Raw genomic sequence first — 20,878 nt, forward strand, 5'->3', positions numbered from 1 at the left:
CCGTTATTCACCACAACTTAGCAAATAACCTTTGCCGCGAATAGAGCGGATCACCAGGTAGTCGATGGACAATTCTTCCAGTTTTTTTCTTAATCGGCTAATGATCAAGTCTACCGCCCGGTCTAAGCCGTCATAGTCTCTGCCAATAATACTTTTAAACAACACTTCTCTGGGGACAATTTCTAAATGGTGTTGCGCCAGCAGATATAAAACATCAAACTCTTGTACGGTGATCGGCAGCGCTGCGCCCTGGTAATAAATTTTCTTCTGCTGAGAGTCGAGTACCAGTTTGTTTAATCGTAATGTTGATGAAGACTCCTGGTTGCGCAAGCGCATATGAACCTTGATGCGGGCAAGTAAAATTGCCGGGTCTACCGGTTTGACGATATAATCTACCGCGCCTAAATCCAGACCATAAATTTGGTCTTTGTCATCATCGAGTGCGGTAAAAAATATTACCGGGCAATGAATTTCTTTATTCAGGGTTTTAAATAACTCAAAGCCACTGATATCCGGTAACATCACATCACAAATGACAATATCAAATTCATTTAAGTTAAATAATAAATTGACTTCCTCACCACTGCTAACATGTACCACATCGCATTGATTCGCCCGTAGATATTGACAAATTAATGATGCCAGCGGCAGATCGTCTTCAATTAACAATAACTTACAGAGAATGCTCATAATTATAAAATATTCCAACTATAGCGCCGACGCTTACGTTTTTTCACTGGCTGATATGCCGCTACTTTAAACATAGCCCAGGCAATCATTTGCTGCTCATTCAGGTCTTCAACAATGATCATCACACTCTTACTGGTATTTACCGCAAAAAAGAAACCCGCGGCCTGATGGCCTTGATAGCATTGCCGGGTTTCTAATTTGTCTTGGGTATATACGCAAAATGGCGAGCTGATATTTGCCGGTAATTGCAAACTTAGGGTGCGGCGGCAACGGCCCTGTTTTGTTTCCAACACGCAAATTCTTGGCTGTAAAACTAGTTGTAGATCAGTTAATTCTGAGCGGATTTGCTCGGCTTGAACCGGTAAAATACAGACACACCACAACAGGAGGAAGCTCCCCATATGTTGCTTTGCTGGTAGCTGTTTAATCATATAGGGGGTCAAAACTGATATCTCAAGCCAACGAAACTGGTCAAATAATTACTATCCTCGACCAGTAAACTTTGCTTAATATGGTTACCAAACTTGGTATATTTAGCGATGCCGACAACAGCAAATGATTCAGTAATTGGCACATCCACTTGTACCTTGTAGTAAAAGTTATGGCTTTTACCGCCTGTTTTTAATTCGTCGACCCCCTCGAGTATGGATAATTCTTCCGGCTGAAAGCGGTAATAGTATTCAACAATTTCACGACTTTTTATCACCTGGCCGACTTCAACTAAAGTGTTAAACCAGCGATTAGCGAAGCTGGTGGCAATACTAAAGTGGATTTCATGGCCATGGTGTACGCCGGTAACATCCTGAAAATAGCCAATACGAGTATCAAAGTAATCATTAATCACGGTGAAACTGACTCCGCCTAAATAAGATAAATCGCGTTTTACTGGCTTAAATTCCTGCCCTGGTTTAATCGGACCACGTATCGGATTAAAGCCCAAAGCACTGCTGACGGTTAAGTCTTGTTGATCTTCAAAATGATAAAACATGCCATCATCGTTAAGTAAGCCGACCACATCAACGATCATCTCGTCATTTTCCAGCAAGCTATAGCCTAGGGTCGTGCCTTCGAGAAAAAACTTCTCACCATAATAACTCACTGACGGAAACAAAATAACATCGAGATCTTTAAAATTAACAATGGGATTTTCAATTTTACCTTCGCCGAGAAAAATCGAAAATGTCCATTGCTCAATCGCTACTTCATCGCGAGCAGCGTCATCGTTAGCACTTAGCGGCGCGGAAAAAGCAATGATAAGGCTAAAAAGCCAAAACGGGTAAATTTTCATGAAAACATTGAAATCCAAATAGCAAACCAGTTCATCTGAGTTTAACAACTTACACAAATGATTAATACGAATGTACAAAAAGCTACAAAACTCAAAGCGGTTAAACTTTAACCGCAACGCCCGTATTTAAAGGCCACTGGCAACAAAAAAGCACGACACAGAGCAACCGTCATTAACATTTATTTAACATAAATATTGTCTTTAATACCATACCATTAGAGTAAATATAGCGCTTGCCAGAGCAAAATTCCACGTACAAAACGCTACAGTAAAACTGAAGATTTTCTAGTCAAGAGTATGGTTATATTTGAGGTCATTGCTGAATTAACATTCAACAATTCCAATTAAATATAACTTTTATGGAAGGTCTCATGAAGATAAAAATGCTTGTAACTGCCGTTGCTACCGCACTGTATAGTGTTGGTATGGCGCAGGCGGCTTTAGTCGGTGAACATGCTGAAATAAATAATAAACTTACAGCACCCAATGTTACTACTGAACAAATAAAACAATTTCAACAACAGTTAAACGTTAACGATGCATCTATGCTACAAAATGCCGGGCTTAACGTGCAAATCAATCAACAACACCACAAGTTTACCGAAGAAGAAGACATCTTTGGCGAGCATGTTTATATTGTTCGTCTAAACGATAGCCCGGTTTCGGCGTTGGCGAAACAGCCGGACTCAAACATTGCCCTGGCGATGAAAAAATCTGGCAGCAATAAATTATTTAGCAAAGGCCAACCTATGCTAAGAGAAGTTGCGCAATATCAACAGCAATTGCTTACGACTCAACAGCAAGTGTTGCAAGGAATGTCGACGTTAGTGGGCACTAAACAGGCACGTAAACATTTCACCAAAGCGATCAACGGTTTTTCGGTTGAAATGACTCAGGCCGAAGCACAACGGGTATCTACCTTAGGTAACGTTGCTTCGGTTGTGCGCGCGAAAACCTATGAGTTATTATCAGATACTGGCCCTAAGCACATTGGCGCAGATGGTATATGGCAAGGTACGGCGACTACCGATGGTATGGAGTACAAAGGTGAAGGTCAAATTATGGCGATCATCGATACCGGTATTAACTCAGATCATCCATCGTTTGCCGATGTTGGTGGTGATGGTTATAACCACACCAACCCTTGGGGCGCAGAGCAATACGTTGGTAATTGTGCCGATGCAGAATTGGCGGAATTGGTCAATTGTAACGACAAGCTTATTGGTATGCGTTCATATTCGTCAATCACCGATAATTATGAAACCATGCGTCCAGGTTGGCCGGCAATTGCCGAAGATTATCAGGGCCATGGCTCGCACGTTGCTTCAACCGCCGCGGGCAATGTCTTATATGACGTTGACTATGTATTACCCGAAGCAGGTGAAAACGCAGATGGTGTGGTATTAAAAGCAGGTTTATTTCCTGAAATTTCAGGGGTTGCGCCACATGCCAACATCATCGCTTACCAGGTGTGTAATGCCAACAACGATGATGGTTTTAGAGGTTGTCCTGGCGAAGCGCTGGTTGCCGGTATTGAAGATGCCATCGCCGATGGTGTCGATGTGATTAACTTCTCTATTGGTGGTGCCGACTCCAACGTTTGGGGTGACCCGGTACAACAGGCGTTTTTATCTGCTCGCGAAGCCGGCATTAACGTCGCTGCCGCCGCGGGTAACGCTGGACAAGCTTGTGGTGCTGAGTGTATGGGTATGCTGGATAACTCCTCGCCCTGGCTTGCACAAGTGGCTGCCACCACTCACGGTCGTGAGATTGCGGTTGAAACTATGGTTGAATATGCCGGTTTCATCGATGAAAATCTTGGCTCTGAAATTCCTGCCTGGTCTGATGTTGGTACCTCAGGTGGCGCGATCAATACCACTGAATTAACCGGTGTTGTGGTTTGGGCCAAAGATTATGAAGATATTGATGGCAACAAGGATTACAACGGTTACTGTAGCACTGAGTATCCTGCCGGTACCTTTGATAACTTTAAAGATGGCACAGCAATTCCAGGAGCCAGTGATGGCAGCACTAACGTTATCGTCGTGTGTCAACGTCATGATCCTCAAGATCCCGCTGCCAATGCGCGTACCGCAAAAGTTAGCCACGTAAAAGCTGGTGGCGCCGATGGCTTTGTGATGTTTAACAAGATTGCCTCGCAAGGAACTGTACCAACTGAGTATGAATTACCTGCGGTGCATTTCACTTACGATCAATGGAATGGTAAGTACCTAGGTTATAACAACCCGGATAATACCGATGGTTTGGAAGACTGGATAGATTCCTATGCTGAATTAGGCCATATGATCACCATTAAAGAAACGGTTATAGAACGCCGAGTTGATGAGGACAATGCTGACTGGTTGGCAAAATTCTCTTCTCGTGGCCCATCGTTCTCTAATGTTGAAGTGTTGGCGCCAGCAATGGCAGCACCCGGGGTAAATATTTTAGCGGCATACTCAGATGAACAGCCGTTTACCGCTAACCCGTATGGTCAGGATTATGCTGCCATTAGTGGTACTTCAATGGCATCTCCGCATGTCGCCGGAGCAATGGCATTACTTCGTCAGGCTCACCCTGAATGGTCTGCTACCGAAGTACAATCGGCACTTTCAATGACCGCTGACAATATCGTCAAATATCGTCGTTTAAATAATGATTCCGACCTTGAAGGCAAAGCGGAAATTTACCGCGCCGGTACCGGTCGCATCAATGTTGCCAACGCGGTAAAAGCGGGTCTGGTAATGGATGAGTCGGCAGATAATTTTAAAGCGGCCGATCCATACAATGGTGGCACTCCGCATAAATTGAACATGCCAAACCTGGTAAACTTTAGCTGTGCGCCAGAGTGTCAATGGATCCGTACGGTGAAAGCAACCCGTGACGGTACCTGGTCGGTGAGTAACTCAGATGTGCTCAACTGGAATTTTGATATGAAAAATCAAAGTGCCCAGAACGGCGTCAATATTGAAGTTACACCAAAAGAATTCTCTCTGAAAGCCGGCGAGACGCAAACCATAGTGGTGAAAGCGTCAATCATGGATACTCAGGATTGGTTCAGTAACTCGGAAGTGGAGTTACATTCAAATTTGATCTTTAATGCCGAAGAAAGTGATATCCCACAAGCGCATTGGCCGGTTGTGTTTAAGTACGACCGTGGTGAACTACCAGCACGTTTACAAGCTACCGCCCATCGCGACAATTCCAGCTACCAGATTAATCAGGTGATGCTGCCTATGGTGGAAATGCCTTATTCTCGAGTGTATGAGCCGGTTAAAGCGAACGTGGAAACGGTTACCTTAACAAAAGATGATGACGGCAGTTTTCCATGGTCTAGCAGTGCCGATTTAACGGTTCCCATGAGTGAGCGTTTAGATGAAGCCACTCATACCATACACATCAGTGTACCTGAAAATGCGAAACGCTTGATTGTGGAATCGCATGGTACCACCGAATCGCCAGCGCAAGGCACTTTGGCTTTAGGTAATGCTCTGATTTATGTGGGTAAAGATTACAACGGTAACGGCGAGGCCGACTTATTTGAAGAGCTATTGTGTGTGTCAAGCCACGTACTTTACGACAACTTCTGTAATATTAACAACCCGGAAGAGGGTGAATATTGGGCAGTTTTGTATAACTCACAAAAAAGCGGTGAATTTGATCAGGCAGCAGAAACATTCACTTTTGCCGCGGCCGTAGTCACAGATCAAATTGCCAGTAATATGACGTTAGAAGCGCCAGCGAGTGATGGTCACCAAATGGTTGATCTCACCTTGAACTGGGATATGCCAATGACTGAAGGGGATATTTATTATACCGCCCTGGATATTGGTACCTCAGCGGTTAACGCCGGTAACATAGGTAACATTCCATTTAAATTGGCTCGAGGTAAGAATGATGTCAGCCTTGATGTGCCAGCAGAGCAAACGAAAACTGGCGTTCAAGTTCCTTACACCTTTGAAGTATTAGCAAATAACACAGGTGCCGATCGTGCTTACACCATTACCGCCAACTTTCCACAAGGTTTGATGGTTAACCCTGATAATGTATTTTCATCTAATGATAATGTCGATGAAATCATCGTTGACGGCAACACAGTAACCATTACCGGTACTCAGCCGAATACTGCCGATATTAAGCCGTCTTATAACATTACCACCAACTTAACCGATGAAATGTGTCGTACACCAAACTTTGGTAATGCCAACCCTGGTGGCTATGTCGATTTAAGTAGTTTTGGTATAAGGGCATTATTTGGTGGCTTTGACGAAATCGGCAACCCGGATTATCGTTTTGGTACCCAACTACCGGCAAGCTTAGTGTTTAACGGTGCTACTGACAGCGTACATTTGTTTAATAATAAAGATAAGCTAAATAGCGATCCTAAAATGTTTGCTATCCGTGGTAACGGTTTTATCGATTTATGGGGTCAACCTAACTTCTGGCCCGACTACCGTCCATTCCCATATGAATCATTCCCGTATGAAGGTATTGGCGTGTTATGGCGTGGTTGGGGTGCTAATGAAGCAGGTCAGGCACCTAACTGGGATGTGATGAGTACCGAACTTGGTTATAACTCAGGTATTTCATTGGCAAGTACCGGCCAGTGGACCATAGTCGAATGGGACAACGCTGCCGATTATGGTGATCCGGTACGCAACCCGGATCGTACCTATAGCTGGAGCAAGCGTGATAACAGCTTTGATTTTGAATTAATCATGAACAAAGACACTCTTTTTGGTCGTGGTCAGTACGAAATGTATATGGCGTATGATAATCTCGATTATGGCAGTACCGATGCCCGTGGTTCTATTGGTGTGCAAGGTTTCACCGGTCCTGTCTATAGTCGTGGTCCACTATCTGCGTACAAAGGCGCCGAATACACCTTCAATGATCTTGACCAAATGATCGCCGATGATTTAGTGGTTTGTTACGACTACGTCGGTCCGGAATCATCACAATTTGAAGTCACCGCCTGGGTTGATGTACCGGAAAGTGCAGCAGGTCAAATCCTGGAGTTCACCGCCGTGTCAACCGTTGATGGTATGGCCGATATTAAAATGAACCATACCTTAACGGTAAATAGTAATTTATCGATTGGCGAACTTAACGACATGGAAACTGAAGAAGAGCAAGCGGTTTCATTTGCAGTGTACTTTGCCGATGAAAAAAACTCAGTGAATGAAATCAGCGCTAGCGGTGAAGGCATTGAGTTTAGTGTTGACGGTAATGAAGCCGGTTCTACTGTCACTATCACACCAGTGTTAGATTTTTACGGTCAAACAGAAGTTACCGTAACCGTTGCAGATGTTGAAAACCCATCAGACGCGGTAAGCACAAGCTTTATGTTAACAGTAACTGATGTTTATGATGCGCCTGTTACCGTGCCAGTTGAAGAAGTACCAGAAGCAGAAGCAGAGAAGAAATCTTCTGGTGGTAGCTTTGGTATGGCAACCATGCTGATGCTATTGATTGCTGGTTTGCGCCGCAAATCTTTAAGCAAGTAAGATTAAGATGTTAACCACATCAATTATCTAATCATTACTTAACTATAATGAACAAAGCCCACTTCGGTGGGCTTTTTTAATTCACGGATGAATTGACCTATCATGTAGCAATACCAAGTCTGCCCGAAGCCATAAGTTATTAATATATTGTCAACTCAGCACTTATGCAGATTGGTATTTATGCTTCATCCTGAAAAATCTCTTCAATGGCTAATTCAAATAAACGCGCTGCTTTGAATGCTAATGGTAAACTGGGATCAAACTTACCTTTTTCGATGGCATTAATGGTCTGTCGGGATACATCCAGTGCTGTGGCTAGCTGTGCTTGCGTCCAGTCACGCTCAGCTCGAAGCACCTTTAAACGATTCCTCATTTGTACTTCCTGTGACCCAAGATAATGCCAGTCATATAGGCAAACGTCATTAACATAATTAAATGTGATATCTCCGGCTCAAAGGCGATCAATTTTATGTCTTCTAATTGCTCATAGCTGATGCCAAATACCAGGCCAACTCCTAATGACAGTGCCATCGCATTGAGCTGAATTTGCTGCATCATTTCGTCTAAGCCTTTCAGGTGTTTTCGATTGGCCAGGATCATGCCAATACCGACACCAATATTAAGCAGAACAGCGACTATCGATAATGCCGTATTAAAGTCCCATAAATATTTTGGCCCAAAGGCAGTCAAAGCAATGGTCAGCACCCAGGACAATGTCCAGCCAAAAAGGTGAACGGTGTTTTTAGCGGTGGTGGTTTGCCAATCTTTGTCATCTGTCGTGTGTTTGTTCATAAATATCCTCTCTTGGTTATCGTCTCATGTCTTGCATGTTTGTCAATATGTAAAGCTTACTTGACTGAAGAGTAATCAACACCTGACACAAAGTCAAGCTAGCCTTACAAAAAGATTAGTATTAATGACTTTAATGGTGATTTTTATAAAACACAGGCGTAGATCAAGCGCTGAAAAAGCAGATGAATTGGTTTGGGTAAAACATCAGAAAGATAAAAGCCTTATTTCAACATTGAAATAAGGCTTTATTTTTGCGTCACAATCTTGATGAACGATTAAAGTTGATGTTTAGAAAAATGCCGCTTTAGCTTCGGCACTCACAGCAATACCGCTTACATGGGCGCGTTGCAATAGCTCCCAGAAATAACGGTAAGTGGCACGGTCATGCAATTCACCTTTGTGCTGAATTGGTCCCCAGCTGTTTTCTTGGGCGGCAAGTAAAATTGCCTCTGCGTCTGCCACTTCTTCATAGTTTGGCTTCATCGCATTGACAATAGCGGTAATTTGGGTCGGATAAATACTCCACATGCGCATGAAACCAAACTCGTTACGAGCACGCGTTGCGTCATCGGTGGTTTGTTGAGCATCTTTCAAATCCAAGGTCACGTTATGAGCAGGAACCACACCATTGGCTAATGCCGCTGCCACCATCTCGGTTTTTGCGCGTTTTAATAACGCATGATCAAATTGCCCGGGGCTACGCATGCAAGACGCAGGAATGGCGCCGTAATGGCCAGAAACAAAATCCATCATGCCAAAATCAAGTACTTGTACCCAATCAGTGGCGGCAATTTGCCAAACATCTTGCAACGCACCATGGGTTTCAATTAACACATGAATTGGAATTTCACGGGCAATAGAATGTAAACTCGCAAGCCGCTGAATGTAGGTGACCATTTCTTTAATTTGCGCGCCTTGTGTACACTTTGGCAAGGTAATATAAGCCAGCTTTTCACCACAAGCAGGAATTAAAATATCTAAATCTTTTTGCCAATGCGGATGAGATGGATCGTGAATACGCACCCCCATCATATTAAATTCATTATCCGCACTACCAATAATGCGAGCCACCATTTCTGCATGCTCTTGTTCAGAGCCTGCGGCGGCGCCATCTTCACAATCACAGGTAATATCAAACACCGGGCCAGTTTCTTTTTGCATTTGCATGGCTTTAAGGATCAACTTTTCACTGCCGGCAAAATGTTCACAACTTGGGATGACTGGAAATGGCTGCTCTGCATCAAATAGGGCTTCGTTTGGATGAACGGTTGATGACATGGGTGTCTCCTTAAAAATTAATGATAATGATTACTGTTGTAAATTAATTACATATATTCTGTTTCGATGTCAAACCCTGTAGTGCTAACTACTACTAATTAACTAGTTATGGCCGCGATGTTAATGCTTCCTACTACTAATTGGTTATATACACTTGTTCGGTTTGCGTTTATAAATTTATCTTACATAGTTAGTTAATAAGCGACTGTACCTTAGGTTACATCACCTGGTAACGACTTGTTGTATCTTACACTAGCGTTATGGAGAAAATAATTCAAACACTTTTTTAAACTATTGTTTGAAATAATTACTCTAATCGTGTAATTATAGATGAAAGTTTACATTTTTTTGACCAGAAACTTATTCAAAAAGATATTCAAATAATAATTTTTTCACCAATCGACAACCTTTAAGGGGGAGTAAAATGAACTATCACAATGAGTTCTTAGAGCAGGTAAATGAAGAAGATGTGCTAGGTGGATTTTGGCCTGGCATCCAGTTGTATTACCCGCCGGTCAAATACTCTCCTAAAAACGAAGAATATGAAAACATGGAGCAAGCAACAGAGCGGATGCGCAAGCACGCCCACAATTGCCCGGCTCATACCTTGCTGTTCGATTTAGAAGATGGTTGTCGGCAAAAGGAAATGAGTCGTGAGCTGTTACTTAAGGAATTACCACAATTTCCTGAACGTGACTTTCAAATAGCGCTGCGTATCAACCCTTTTCGTACCGAAGAATACGAAAAAGATTTAGAGTTAATCATGCAAGTGGCGGCACATATCGACGTTATCGTGTTGGCTAAAGCCGGCGAAATGTACGGCGCGGCAGAAATCAGGGACTTGTCCGCCTGGCTACTGGCGGTAAATCCTAAAATTGAGATCCAACCCATTATTGAGCATCCGCGTTCGTTAAAAATTGCTGACGAATTAATGGCGTTTCCGTCAGTGAAACACGTGGTGTTTGGTATTCACGATTTCTCCAAAGCAATGGCGATTCATTTAACCCCAGAGGGCTGGATTGATGAACTGCTTACCTACTTGCGAACCTTGTTATTAGAAGCTCGTATTGCCGGTAAAGGCGTGATTGGTGGCGTTGAAGTATTGATTAACGAAACGCCAATGCCCGATGAATTTATTGAACCCGATGACGTTCGTCGTTGGTTAGACTTGCATGGCGACCATGAATCACATGTGGTTCATGGCCATGCCGTGGTAGAAACGCAAATGGGCTTAACCGGTAAACAGCTGATCCATCCTTATCATATTCATTTATGTAAAATGGCGTTTACCCCATCGCCAAAGGTGATTAAACGCAACGTCAAAATTTTGCAAATGGCGATTGATGCCGATGCCTTATTAGGCGGCGCCATTAAGTTTGAAGGTGAGATGCTCGATCCGCCAATGTTTGGTAAAGCATTGCAAACCTTACTGCGTGCCTATGCATTAAAGTCGTTAACCGAAGAAGACAAGCAATTTGCTGTGGCGGTATTGAAGAAATTACCCATTAGTGTAATTCGTGAAAACTGGCCATACGGTCGCATTTAGAGCTAGGCAGGAGAAATAATATGATTAAATTTGATGATTTACTAACTCAGGATGCCGCTGGCTGGAACTGGCAGGTACCCGAACATTTTAACATTGCTTATGCCTGTGTGCGTCAGCACGTTGAGCAAAACAACGGCAATAATACTGCCTTGATTATTGAAGACGATAAACTTGGCACCTGCGAATTAAGTTATGCCAATCTGGACATGCTAAGTGGTCGTTTTGTTTATACCTTAAAAGAATTGGGTTTAGGCAGCGATGACAGGGTGTTAATTCGTTTACCAAATTCCAGCGATTATCCGGTCAGTTTCTTTGGTTGTTTAAAGCATGGTGCCACCGCAGTACCAACATCAACCTTGCTGTCGGCGCCAGAAGTGGCCTATTTAGCCAAAGATTCCGGAGCAAAAGTTCTGGTTACCGCCAAGTCTATGTGGCCAGAACTTAAATCCATTTTAGCCGAAGACACCCAGCTAACGGCGGTGCTATTGGCGGGCCCGGGAGAGATGCCTGAAGATAGCCAGGGGCTTGCGGTTAAAGTCCTCGATTTGCATCAGTTATTAATTGACAGCCCGGTGGATGACTCCATTGTCGCCAGTAAAGCTGACGAACCGGCGTATTTGGTCTATACCTCTGGTACCACAGGTTATCCGAAAGGCGTGTTACATGCGCATCGTTCGTTAATTGGTCGTTTACCGGCGAGTCGCTTCTGGTTTGACTTTAAAGAAGGTGATCGGATTATGCATTCGGGTAAATTTAACTGGACCTATGTATTAGGTTCGGCACTGATGGACCCGCTCTTTCATGGCCATACGGTCATTGTGCATGAAGGCAAAAATGATGCTTCAACCTGGCCAACATTAATTGCCAAGCACCAATGCACTATTTTCATTGGTGTGCCAACCATTTATCGACAAATCATTCAAAAGACCGACTTTAAAGGCAGTGATGTGCCATCGTTGCGCCATTGTATGAGTGCCGGTGAACATTTAAGTGACGAGATGTTACTGGCCTGGCGAGAAACCTTTGGCATGGATGTGTATGAAGCCATTGGCATGTCAGAATTTTCTTATTACATCTCACAAAATAAACAACAACCCATTCGTCCCGGTGCCGCAGGTTTTACCCAGCCGGGTCACGACGTAGTGTTGCTTGACGAAGAAAACAAACCGGTTAAACCAGGCGTTGAAGGCATGATTGCCATTCCTGACAACGACCCGGGATTATTTTTAAATTACTGGCAATTGCCTGAGGAAACCGCAAAAGCACGCCACAGCGGCTACTTTTTCACTGGCGATTACGCCCGTGTCGACGAAGATGGCTATATTTGGTTTGTTGGCCGCAAAGACGACATCATCAATACCTTTGGCTACCGGGTGTCGCCGCACGAGATAGAGCGCATCATTAAGACTCATCCCGATGTTGCCGACTGTGTGGCGCTTGGTGAAGAGCTGGGTAAAGATAAAATACTGGTCAGCGCTTGTATCATTCTTCATCCGGGAGCAACGAGCAGCGAAGAAGATATGCTCGCGTTTGGAAATAACAATCTAGCCAAATATAAAGCGCCTAAAATCGTCCATTTTTATGATGATTTTCCGCGCACTAAAAATGGCAAAGTATTACGAAAACAAATGCTTGCTGAATTAGCCGAACAAGCTAAAAATAAACAATCGACAAAGCAAACTGCAAGCCAAGGAGCCTAACCATGAATTGCATCAACGACACTCATTACCGACCGCGACGCAGTGCTTTGTATGTGCCCGCTCATAAAGTGCGATACATTGAAAAGTCACGTACTTTAAATGCCGACTGTATTATTTTTGATTTGCAGGAATCGGTACCACCTGCTCGAAAAGCTGAAGCACGACAACACCTGGTTGAGCAGCTAGAAAATAGTGATTTTGGTTACTCGGAGCGCATCGTTCGAGTAAACAAGTTATCCTCGACTTGGGGGGCAGAGGATCTTGCCGCCATTGCCCGGCTTGATATTGACGGCGTATTGTTTCCCAACATCGAAAGTGCCGATGAAATGCATTTAGCGATTGCCGCGCTGGATGCTGCTGGCGGTGAAAACAAATTCGTCATGGCGAATATCGAATCGCCATTAGGCGTTTTACGCGCAGAAGAAATTGCCGCAAGTTCCGATAGATTGACCACCATTGTTATGGGTACCAGTGACCTGGCGAATTCGTTACGCATTAATGTAACGCTTGACCGACAAGGCTTACTTACTTATTTATCTATGTGCATTTTGGCCGCACGAGCCCATCATAAAAGTATTATTGATGGTCCGCATTTTAATTTAAAAGATGTCGTAGCTTGTGAATACAGCTGTCGCCAGGCACGTGATTTAGGTTTTGATGGCAAAGCGGTAATTCATCCGATCCAGCTAACGTATACCAACGATGCATTAACGCCAAAAGGGGTCGACATTCGTAAAGCCAAAGACATAATTAGTGCGATGGAACAAGCAAATGCCGAGGGTCAAAGCGTTGCCGTTATCGATGACCGGCTGATTGAACCTTGTTTAGAACAGTGGGCCAATAGAGTCATTTGCTTATACAACAAAGTAAAAGAGTACGGCCAGTCTGAATTGCTCGGGCGTGAAAGGTAATACAAACATAAAAAAGGTATTGTAAGCAATGACAACACAAGCACACTATTTGCCAACGCCTGAAGGTTTTTATTTTGAAGATTTTCAGCTGGCGCAAGTATTAAATCATGGCGTACCACGAACGATCACCGAAGCGGATTGTACTTTATATACCGCACTAACCGGTTCGCGCTTTGCCTTGCATTGCGCGAAAACGGTCGCCGAAAACGCCGGTTTTGCCGCCATGCCGGTGGATAATTTTCTGTTATTCCATATCGCTTTTGGTAAAACCGTGAATGATGTATCGCTAAATGCGGTTGCCAACCTGGGTTATGCCGAAGTGATCTTTAAGCACCCGACTTTTGCTGGTGACACCATATCGGTGCGCAGCGAAGTGATTGGTCTGAAAGAAAACTCCAACGGCAAAACGGGTGTGGTCTACGTGCATTCCACCGCGGTAAATCAGCATAACCAACAAGTGTTGAGCTTTAAGCGTTGGGTCATGGTACATAAAAAAGATGTCGCCACAGCATGCGCTGCACCACAATTGCCAACACTTGCTCAACAGGTAAGTCCTGAGTTGCAAGTGATACCAGAGCAGCTAACATTGGCGAACTGGCAAGGTAGCGTTGCAGATAATCAGTTTAAAGCCAGTGATTTTAACGTTGGCGATACCTTGTTTCACCGTGACGGTATTACCATTAATGATTCCGATCATTCTCTTGCCACTCGTCTCTATCAAAATAATGCGCGAGTGCATTTTGATCAACACCTGATGAATGATTCAACCCATGGCAAACGTCTGGTTTATGGTGGCCATATTATCTCACTTTGTCGGGCATTGAGTTACAACGGTTTAGGCAATGGCATTTGGTTAAGTGCGATACACAGTGGCAGCCACTGCAATCCGTCCTTTGCTGGCGATACCATTTATGCACAAAGCACGATTTTAGAGATCACCGATGCCGCTAACAGAGATGATCTGGCACTGGTTAAAGTGAATATGTTGGGCATTAAAAACAACTCTCCAGAGCAAATGGAATATTTATTTGATAATACCAGTGGCCGGAAAAAGTACCATAGCGATGTGGTTCTCGATCTTGAATTGACTCTGTTGATGGTGAAATAAAGCCATAAATACTGCTAAAAACGCGTTTCATTGATGGCAAGCAATGTCCCAACCCATTGTTTGTCATCCCCTTCCCGGGCAATAAATACCAATCCCTATAAAAATCCAGCCTTGCTGGTCACTGAACTCAGGTTCAGTTTACTTGCCTATATCATCGCTAGAAAATTGTTTATGAGTGCCGTCACAAAATGGTATATGCGCACTATGCTTGCACGCGCAAAGAAAAAAATCTCCGCTTTTTTCCGGACTAAAAGCTTTCGGCTGAAACGCTGAGCCTTGATGAGAACCGTCACAAAACGGTTGTTTGGCAGATCTGCCGCAGGTGCAAAAGAAATAGTCTTCGCCCTTACTCAGGGTTACTTTTTTAGGCTTATTGTCGGCAACAATTGGTTTAGTCATAATTATCCGCCATTGAAATTCTGCGTTGCAAATTATCAGTATAGGTTAAAAGAAGCTTTACTGATAAAACCTGCTTAGCTAGGTATACTCGTATCCAGGATGTAAAACACTAATTTAAAAGGATTTTTATGAAATATGGTAATAATTCAGATTCAAACTCGGAATTGGACTTGAATCTGGTTTGACGATTGTAATGCAGTTACGATAAATTGGCACAAGGCATTGAATCCACTCAATGCCCTTTTACTTTTTACTCAGGATTACAGGCTACCGCTTACCGTATCTACGACTTGTTTTTTGCCGACTTCAATGAACTTAAACTTGCTATAATCATCCCCCATAATATACACACTACAGCCTTGCCAGCTTTGCGGCACATGCCACAAATTGTCTTCTGCTATGGTGAAAACATGCCTTTTGTTCGCACATCTCACTTCTAATTTATGCAGTTCTCCCTCAATATTGGCAATCGAAAATTCATTGCGTGATAACGCATAATGCCAACTTTCATTTTGCTCAAGATCGGCATCGATAACGATGTCTTTATCACTCTTGATAAAATCATCAATAATCTGCAATTGCTCCCTGTAGGTATCCTTTACGCCCTCATCTTTCGATAGCTCAATGATTTTCTGCGCCGTCGTCGTTGCGCTAGTTAAATCATTAAGTTCAAGATCCAAATAGTGGATTTGTTTCAATAAGCTTACCTGGTAATCGTCTTTCAATAAGCGTTCACCTTCATGCAAGGCTCTGGAGTAACTGTTTCGCTGTAATTTATGGTTTGCTATCAAGCCAGCGTAATGACCTCTTGCTAACTCATAACGCATGCGTTCACCGGTGACATTGCTTTGTTTTTTTAAGGCGGCGAATTGTTTCTCGATGTTGTCGACATCTTTGGCCTCTATTTGCTTGATCACGTCCTGATAAATTGGTATTACTTTACTGGAAAACAGTTAGAATGTAACCGAATAAAATTGATTAACGTAAAGGTAACTGATGATTGAACGTATTGAAACCAAGCAACGAATGAGCCGCATCGTAAAGCATAATGGCACTGTCTACTTATGTGGTCAGGTATGCAAAGATGCCGAGCAAGGCATTAGCGAACAAACCCAAACCATGCTCGATAAAGTCGATGCCCTGTTACTGCAAGCGGGCAGTGACAGAGAGCATATCTTATCGGCCACGATTTACCTTAAAACCATGGATGATTTCAAAGCCATGAATGAGGTCTGGGATAACTGGGTGCCTGCAGGATTTGCGCCCGCCAGAGCCTGTGTGCAAGCGAGCATGGCCAGAGATGTGCTATTGGTAGAAATTTCTGTTGTTGCTGCCGAAAAATAATCATTATTGCTAAATCATAGAGCACTGCCGTGATCTAAATTGCTTTTATTTGTCGCGACAACTATACTGTAATAATATACAGTATAGTTGTTGTTTTATGAAAGTTATCCCCATTTACGCTCAAGCAGGCATCAGCGGTTTTGAATCGCCCGCGGCTGAATACAAAGAGCTTAATTTATCACTTGATAGTTTGCTGATTGAAAACCCCAATGCCACCTTTATTGGCCTTGCCGCGGGGCAGTCGATGCAAGATGTTGGTATTTTTGATGGCGATTTACTCTTGGTAGATAGAGCCAGAGATGTCAGTCAGGGCGATGTTATTGTTGCCAATTATAATGGCAGCTTCGTTTGCAAAATCATCGACAAAGCACATGCGCAATTGTTGTCGGCATCAACACAATTTAAGCCGGTAGTGATCAGTAGCGAGGATGACTTTCAAATTGAAGGCGTAGTGACTCGCACCATTCGTATCTTCAAACAAATTCGTGAATTACCCGCATGTATGCATTAGTGGATGCGGTCTCGTTTTATGCTTCTGCAGAAAAGGTGTTCGACCCCAGCATTCGCAACAAACCTGTGGTGGTGCTAACCAATAATGATGGCTGTATTTGCGCGGTTTGCCCAATCGCGAGAACGCTTAACATTCCAAAATTTGGCCCCTACTTTAAAATCCAACAATATTTGGCCAGGCACAAGGTAGTGGTCCGTTCATCCAATTATGAACTGTATGCCGATTTGAGTGATCGGATGATGAATGTGGTCGCCAGGTTTTGTGATAACCAGCACATTTATTCCATTGACGAATCTTTTTTGCAATTCAAACATTACCGCCAGATCATCGACGACTGGCATCAATACGGACAGCAAATACGCCAAGCCGTATGGCGAGAAACCAAGCTACCCGTAGGTGTTGGCATCGGCAATACTCCCACCTTAGCGAAAGCGGCAAATCACGCGGCGAAAAAGCTTCAGGGTTTTGATGGTGTCGCGGTGATCGACAGCGAACAAAGTCGTAAGTATATTTTGGCGCAAATGAAAGCCTCTGACGTTTGGGGCATTGGTGCAAAGCTAGCCAGTAAACTCAATATAATGGGCATACATACCGCGCTTGATTTGGCCAATCAAAATGCAAAAAGCATGCGCAAACAATTTAGTGTGGTGGTAGAGCGCACCGTCAATGAGCTTAACGGCATCGCCTGCTTAACCTGGGATGAGGTACGAGAGCCAAAACAAGAAATATTTTCAACCCGCAGTTTTGGTCAACGCATCACCAACCAGAGTGCATTGGCCGCGGCACTCGTTAGTCACGCCAGCATTGTTGCCCGTAAGGTTCGCCAACAACATTCTTTAGTGAAACGCTTAGTCGTGTTTGCCTCAAGTTCACCGCATCAAGATGGCTATTACAAAAAATCCATTACCGTAGAATTTCCACAAGCCACACAAAACACCTTAACCCTGGCCAGCGCGGTTGGCCAGACAGTTGCCCAGATTTATTTGCCCGGTGTATTGTTTTATCGCTGTGGCGTTGGTGCCATTGAGCTGGCCAGCAGTCAGTTTCAACAACCGGATTTATTTGCCAAAAGCACCGAAAATAAAGCCCTGATGCGTTGTTATGACGTCATCAACAAACGCTATGGACAAGGTACATTGCAACTAGCCAGCGAAGGTAAGCAACAACGTTGGCAAATGAAGCGCCAGCATTTATCACCGAGCTATACCACCAAATGGTCCGACATCCCAAAAATCCAGTGTTAATGGCATGCTAACAGACGTAAGCTGTTTAAATTCAATTGGAAAGTCAGTATTGTCGACAATTATAGTCGAAATTCATTAATTAAATCATATATATTGATGATTTGAGGTATAATTGCCGACAATTACCCCAGTAAGAAAACACATGAATGAATTCATACAACACCTTTGGCGCGATCAACACCCTGTTTATTTTTATCAGCCTGCTTGGCGTACTGTCGCAGCTACGAACAATATGGCGCAGAAAGCAATGTGCGGCCACTGAGCATAATGCCGCAGAACTGCTCTCCTTAAACCAGTTCTCGGTAAGCTTTCTCGCTTACTTTTCGTTTTTTGTCTACGGCTATTCTCTTGAGCCGTTTAACCATTATATCGTCTGGCCCAGGCTGATTGCCTCAATACTGGTCGGGCTGATATTGTTTGAAATTTGGCGTGACCGGCAGAGCAAAGCCTCGATGACTTGTCTTGCCATCGCGGTAATTATCTTCATACTCGGCAGCGCAGGGCTTAGCATAGGTAATAGTTATAGCGATGAAAGTCGATTGCTGTCAACGACCTTAATCGTTGTCGTTACCTTGCTAATTGGCCAGGGTTATTATCATCAGATCATGCTGATCATCCGTTCCGGCAAAACCGGCGCTATCGATTTGCGGATGAGCCAGTTCATTCTGATGATGGACATTTCCACCATAGCGTTTGCGCTGAGTATGGGGCTTAATGATGGCTGGCCACTATTAACCCTTGCCATAGTGAGTGGCATCACCAAATTAATCATAATGTTTTTATTTCGCTGGGTGAAAATAAGTAGCACCGCTGAGCTGCGACGCATGGAAAATGTCGCATAAGCTAATTGTTTATAGCAGTTTGATTAAGCACGCCTTGATGCAATTGCTTGCTTAAATTGCTATGCTTTTCTCTGAATTGCAAAATAAAAATAACTAAAACAACTAGAATAAAAGCATTATGGATTACACCACAACCGTTCTCGTTACCCTGATCGCGTATAAAGTCATCCTGATTGGTATCGGCTTTTATGCCAACCAAAAAACCAAATCTACCGAAGATTACTTTATTGGCGGTCGGGGTTTAGGCCCTTGGGTCGCGGCGATTAGCTCTGCTGCCAGTGCTTCTTCGGCCTGGACGTTACTGGGCATGAGTGGGGCGGCGTATGCCATGGGATTACCCGCTATTTGGCTGGTGCCGGCAGTGGTCAGTGGTTATGTATTTAACTGGTTGTGGTTAGCGCCAAGATTACAAAAAAAGGCAGAGCAAGAACAATCGGTTACCTTATCCGAGTTACTCGCTCATGGTAGCGGCCAATTTAAAAAACCGATCTTGTGGCTATGTTCTTTATGTATTGTGTTTGCTTTTACCTTTTACGTTGCAGCCCAGTTTCAGGCAGCCGGTAATACCTTTGCCTCTACCTTTAATGTTTCGATGGAAAGCTCAATCGCATTGGGCACCTTGATCATCCTTATTTACACCTTATTGGGTGGCTTTTGGGCGGTAAGTATTACCGATACCTTGCAAGGCATATTAATGGCGGTGGCCGGTTTGATATTGCCCATTGCGGGATTAATTGCGGTGGGTGGTTTTGCTGAGCTATGGCTACAAATGCAATCGGTTTATACCGGCTCGCAATTGCAACTCAGCGGAGAATATAATGGCTTAATGGCCCTGGCGTTTATTGTTGGTTTGTTTGGTATTGGCTTAGGCCAGCCGGGGCAACCGCATGTGGTAAACCGGATGATGGCGCTTCGCGATCAAAAAGCGGTTCAACAAGCGAAAATAATCGCCATTGGCTGGGCGGCCATTGTGGTGGGCGGCATGCTCATTGTCGGCTGGTGTGCGAAAGTACTGATTGAACCGGTTGCCAATAACGAGCAGGCCTTACTGGAAGTGACGAATGTACTGTTTCCACCAGTGGTTGCCGGCGTGATGATTGCAGCGATTTTATCGGCAATTATGTCAACCGCAGACAGTCAATTACTGGTATCCGCTTCGGCTATGTCTTACGACATTAGTGAGGACAAAAACCACAAAAATAGCCTGTTATATTCGCGCTTAACCGTGGTGCTGATGTGCATTATTTCAATGCTCATTGCAATCTACATCCCGAAAGATATTTTCACTCGCGTATTATTTGCCTGGAATGCCTTAGGTGCTGCCTTTGGCCCCTTATTAATCGTAAAAGTGATCAGTAAATCGGTAGATGGTAAATATGCTTTTGCCGCCATCGCTACCGGGTTTAGCTTGTCGGTAATTTTAAGCTTATTTCCATCAACACCAGGAGATTATATAGAGCGGTTAATACCATTTAGCTTGGCATTTGTTATCGCCTGGTTAGGCAGGCGATAATAACTTATGGCTTCGGGCTATGAGCTTCGGGCAGACTTGGTATTGTTACACAATAGGTCAATTCATCAAATACACAGCCCGTGGCCAGTAGCTCGTTGCTTAAAACAATTACCTTCTAAAGGCTTCCAGCCTGTAGGGTATAAGTACTTCCTTGTACAAAAAAATGCTCTCAATTGTTGTGTTCCCTTGATTTACCAGTCAATTA

Annotated in this window: 18 protein-coding genes; 10 read left to right on the top strand and 8 right to left on the bottom strand. The window is 43.8% G+C overall.

The window, feature by feature from the left end:
• Window positions 1-3 precede the first annotated feature (3 nt).
• The 3 genes from ND16A_RS10420 to ND16A_RS10410 are packed head-to-tail and all read right to left on the bottom strand — an operon-like array spanning window position 4 to window position 1,978.
• A complete protein-coding gene (locus ND16A_RS10420) occupies window positions 4-690 on the bottom strand; it encodes a response regulator transcription factor (RefSeq protein WP_033077357.1) in 687 nt (228 codons plus the stop codon).
• A 2-nt stretch (window positions 691-692) separates the two neighbouring features.
• Window positions 693-1,121: a DUF3019 domain-containing protein gene (locus ND16A_RS10415; protein ID WP_152593850.1), complete on the bottom strand. Its 429-nt coding sequence runs from the start codon at window positions 1,119-1,121 to the stop codon at window positions 693-695.
• An 8-nt stretch (window positions 1,122-1,129) separates the two neighbouring features.
• On the bottom strand, window positions 1,130-1,978 hold the full coding sequence (locus ND16A_RS10410; RefSeq protein ID WP_033077359.1) for a MipA/OmpV family protein: 849 nt from the start codon (window positions 1,976-1,978) through the stop codon (window positions 1,130-1,132).
• Window positions 1,979-2,349: 371 nt separating this feature from the next.
• Here ND16A_RS10410 and ND16A_RS21860 point away from each other — a divergent pair, with 371 nt between their 5' ends.
• Window positions 2,350-7,485: a S8 family serine peptidase gene (locus ND16A_RS21860; protein WP_033077360.1), complete on the top strand. Its 5,136-nt coding sequence runs from the start codon at window positions 2,350-2,352 to the stop codon at window positions 7,483-7,485.
• 178 nt (window positions 7,486-7,663) lie between these two features.
• On the opposite strand, the gene ND16A_RS10400 is transcribed toward ND16A_RS21860, so the two are convergent.
• The 3 genes from ND16A_RS10400 to ND16A_RS10390 all read right to left on the bottom strand — a co-directional run bounded on the left by ND16A_RS10400 (window position 7,664) and on the right by ND16A_RS10390 (window position 9,555).
• On the bottom strand, window positions 7,664-7,858 hold the full coding sequence (locus ND16A_RS10400; protein ID WP_033077361.1) for a helix-turn-helix transcriptional regulator: 195 nt from the start codon (window positions 7,856-7,858) through the stop codon (window positions 7,664-7,666).
• Window positions 7,855-8,277 (bottom strand): hypothetical protein, encoded by a 423-nt coding sequence (locus ND16A_RS10395; protein WP_033077362.1) that lies wholly within the window; start codon window positions 8,275-8,277, stop codon window positions 7,855-7,857. Before ND16A_RS10395 ends, ND16A_RS10400 begins: the two co-directional genes overlap by 4 nt.
• Before the next feature lie 288 nt (window positions 8,278-8,565).
• Window positions 8,566-9,555, bottom strand: coding sequence for an HpcH/HpaI aldolase/citrate lyase family protein (locus tag ND16A_RS10390; RefSeq protein ID WP_033077363.1), 990 nt, complete (start codon window positions 9,553-9,555; stop codon window positions 8,566-8,568).
• A 424-nt stretch (window positions 9,556-9,979) separates the two neighbouring features.
• Here ND16A_RS10390 and ND16A_RS10385 point away from each other — a divergent pair, with 424 nt between their 5' ends.
• The 4 genes from ND16A_RS10385 to ND16A_RS10370 are packed head-to-tail and all read left to right on the top strand — an operon-like array spanning window position 9,980 to window position 14,820.
• On the top strand, window positions 9,980-11,101 hold the full coding sequence (locus ND16A_RS10385; protein ID WP_033077364.1) for an HpcH/HpaI aldolase/citrate lyase family protein: 1,122 nt from the start codon (window positions 9,980-9,982) through the stop codon (window positions 11,099-11,101).
• Window positions 11,102-11,121: 20 nt separating this feature from the next.
• A complete protein-coding gene (locus tag ND16A_RS10380) occupies window positions 11,122-12,801 on the top strand; it encodes an acyl-CoA synthetase (protein WP_033077365.1) in 1,680 nt (559 codons plus the stop codon).
• A gap of 2 nt (window positions 12,802-12,803) precedes the next feature.
• Window positions 12,804-13,712: an HpcH/HpaI aldolase/citrate lyase family protein gene (locus ND16A_RS10375; RefSeq protein ID WP_033077366.1), complete on the top strand. Its 909-nt coding sequence runs from the start codon at window positions 12,804-12,806 to the stop codon at window positions 13,710-13,712.
• A 28-nt stretch (window positions 13,713-13,740) separates the two neighbouring features.
• The gene (locus tag ND16A_RS10370) at window positions 13,741-14,820 is read left to right on the top strand and encodes a MaoC family dehydratase (protein WP_052073032.1); all 1,080 of its coding nucleotides are present in this window, start codon (window positions 13,741-13,743) and stop codon (window positions 14,818-14,820) included.
• Window positions 14,821-14,958: 138 nt separating this feature from the next.
• Here ND16A_RS10370 and ND16A_RS10365 read toward each other — a convergent pair whose 3' ends face one another.
• Both ND16A_RS10365 and ND16A_RS20210 read right to left on the bottom strand, forming a co-directional pair.
• Window positions 14,959-15,219 (bottom strand): CDGSH iron-sulfur domain-containing protein, encoded by a 261-nt coding sequence (locus ND16A_RS10365; RefSeq protein ID WP_033077367.1) that lies wholly within the window; start codon window positions 15,217-15,219, stop codon window positions 14,959-14,961.
• Window positions 15,220-15,479: 260 nt separating this feature from the next.
• A complete protein-coding gene (locus tag ND16A_RS20210) occupies window positions 15,480-16,136 on the bottom strand; it encodes a hypothetical protein (RefSeq protein ID WP_052073033.1) in 657 nt (218 codons plus the stop codon).
• A gap of 76 nt (window positions 16,137-16,212) precedes the next feature.
• On the opposite strand from ND16A_RS20210, the gene ND16A_RS10360 reads away from it, so the two are divergent.
• From ND16A_RS10360 to ND16A_RS10340, 5 genes are all read left to right on the top strand, one after another.
• The gene (locus ND16A_RS10360) at window positions 16,213-16,563 is read left to right on the top strand and encodes a RidA family protein (protein ID WP_327144386.1); all 351 of its coding nucleotides are present in this window, start codon (window positions 16,213-16,215) and stop codon (window positions 16,561-16,563) included.
• A gap of 97 nt (window positions 16,564-16,660) precedes the next feature.
• Complete coding sequence (gene umuD, locus ND16A_RS10355) at window positions 16,661-17,074, top strand: translesion error-prone DNA polymerase V autoproteolytic subunit (protein WP_033077369.1); 414 nt, start codon at window positions 16,661-16,663, stop codon at window positions 17,072-17,074.
• On the top strand, window positions 17,062-18,318 hold the full coding sequence (locus ND16A_RS10350; protein WP_033077370.1) for a Y-family DNA polymerase: 1,257 nt from the start codon (window positions 17,062-17,064) through the stop codon (window positions 18,316-18,318). The genes umuD and ND16A_RS10350 overlap by 13 nt, the downstream gene beginning before the upstream one ends.
• A gap of 146 nt (window positions 18,319-18,464) precedes the next feature.
• On the top strand, window positions 18,465-19,160 hold the full coding sequence (locus ND16A_RS10345) for a hypothetical protein (protein ID WP_033077371.1): 696 nt from the start codon (window positions 18,465-18,467) through the stop codon (window positions 19,158-19,160).
• Window positions 19,161-19,278: 118 nt separating this feature from the next.
• The gene (locus ND16A_RS10340; protein WP_033077372.1) at window positions 19,279-20,673 is read left to right on the top strand and encodes a sodium/proline symporter; all 1,395 of its coding nucleotides are present in this window, start codon (window positions 19,279-19,281) and stop codon (window positions 20,671-20,673) included.
• Window positions 20,674-20,878: the final 205 nt, after the last annotated feature.

The organism is Thalassotalea sp. ND16A (assembly GCF_000764205.1).
Lineage (GTDB): Bacteria > Pseudomonadota > Gammaproteobacteria > Enterobacterales > Alteromonadaceae > Thalassotalea_A.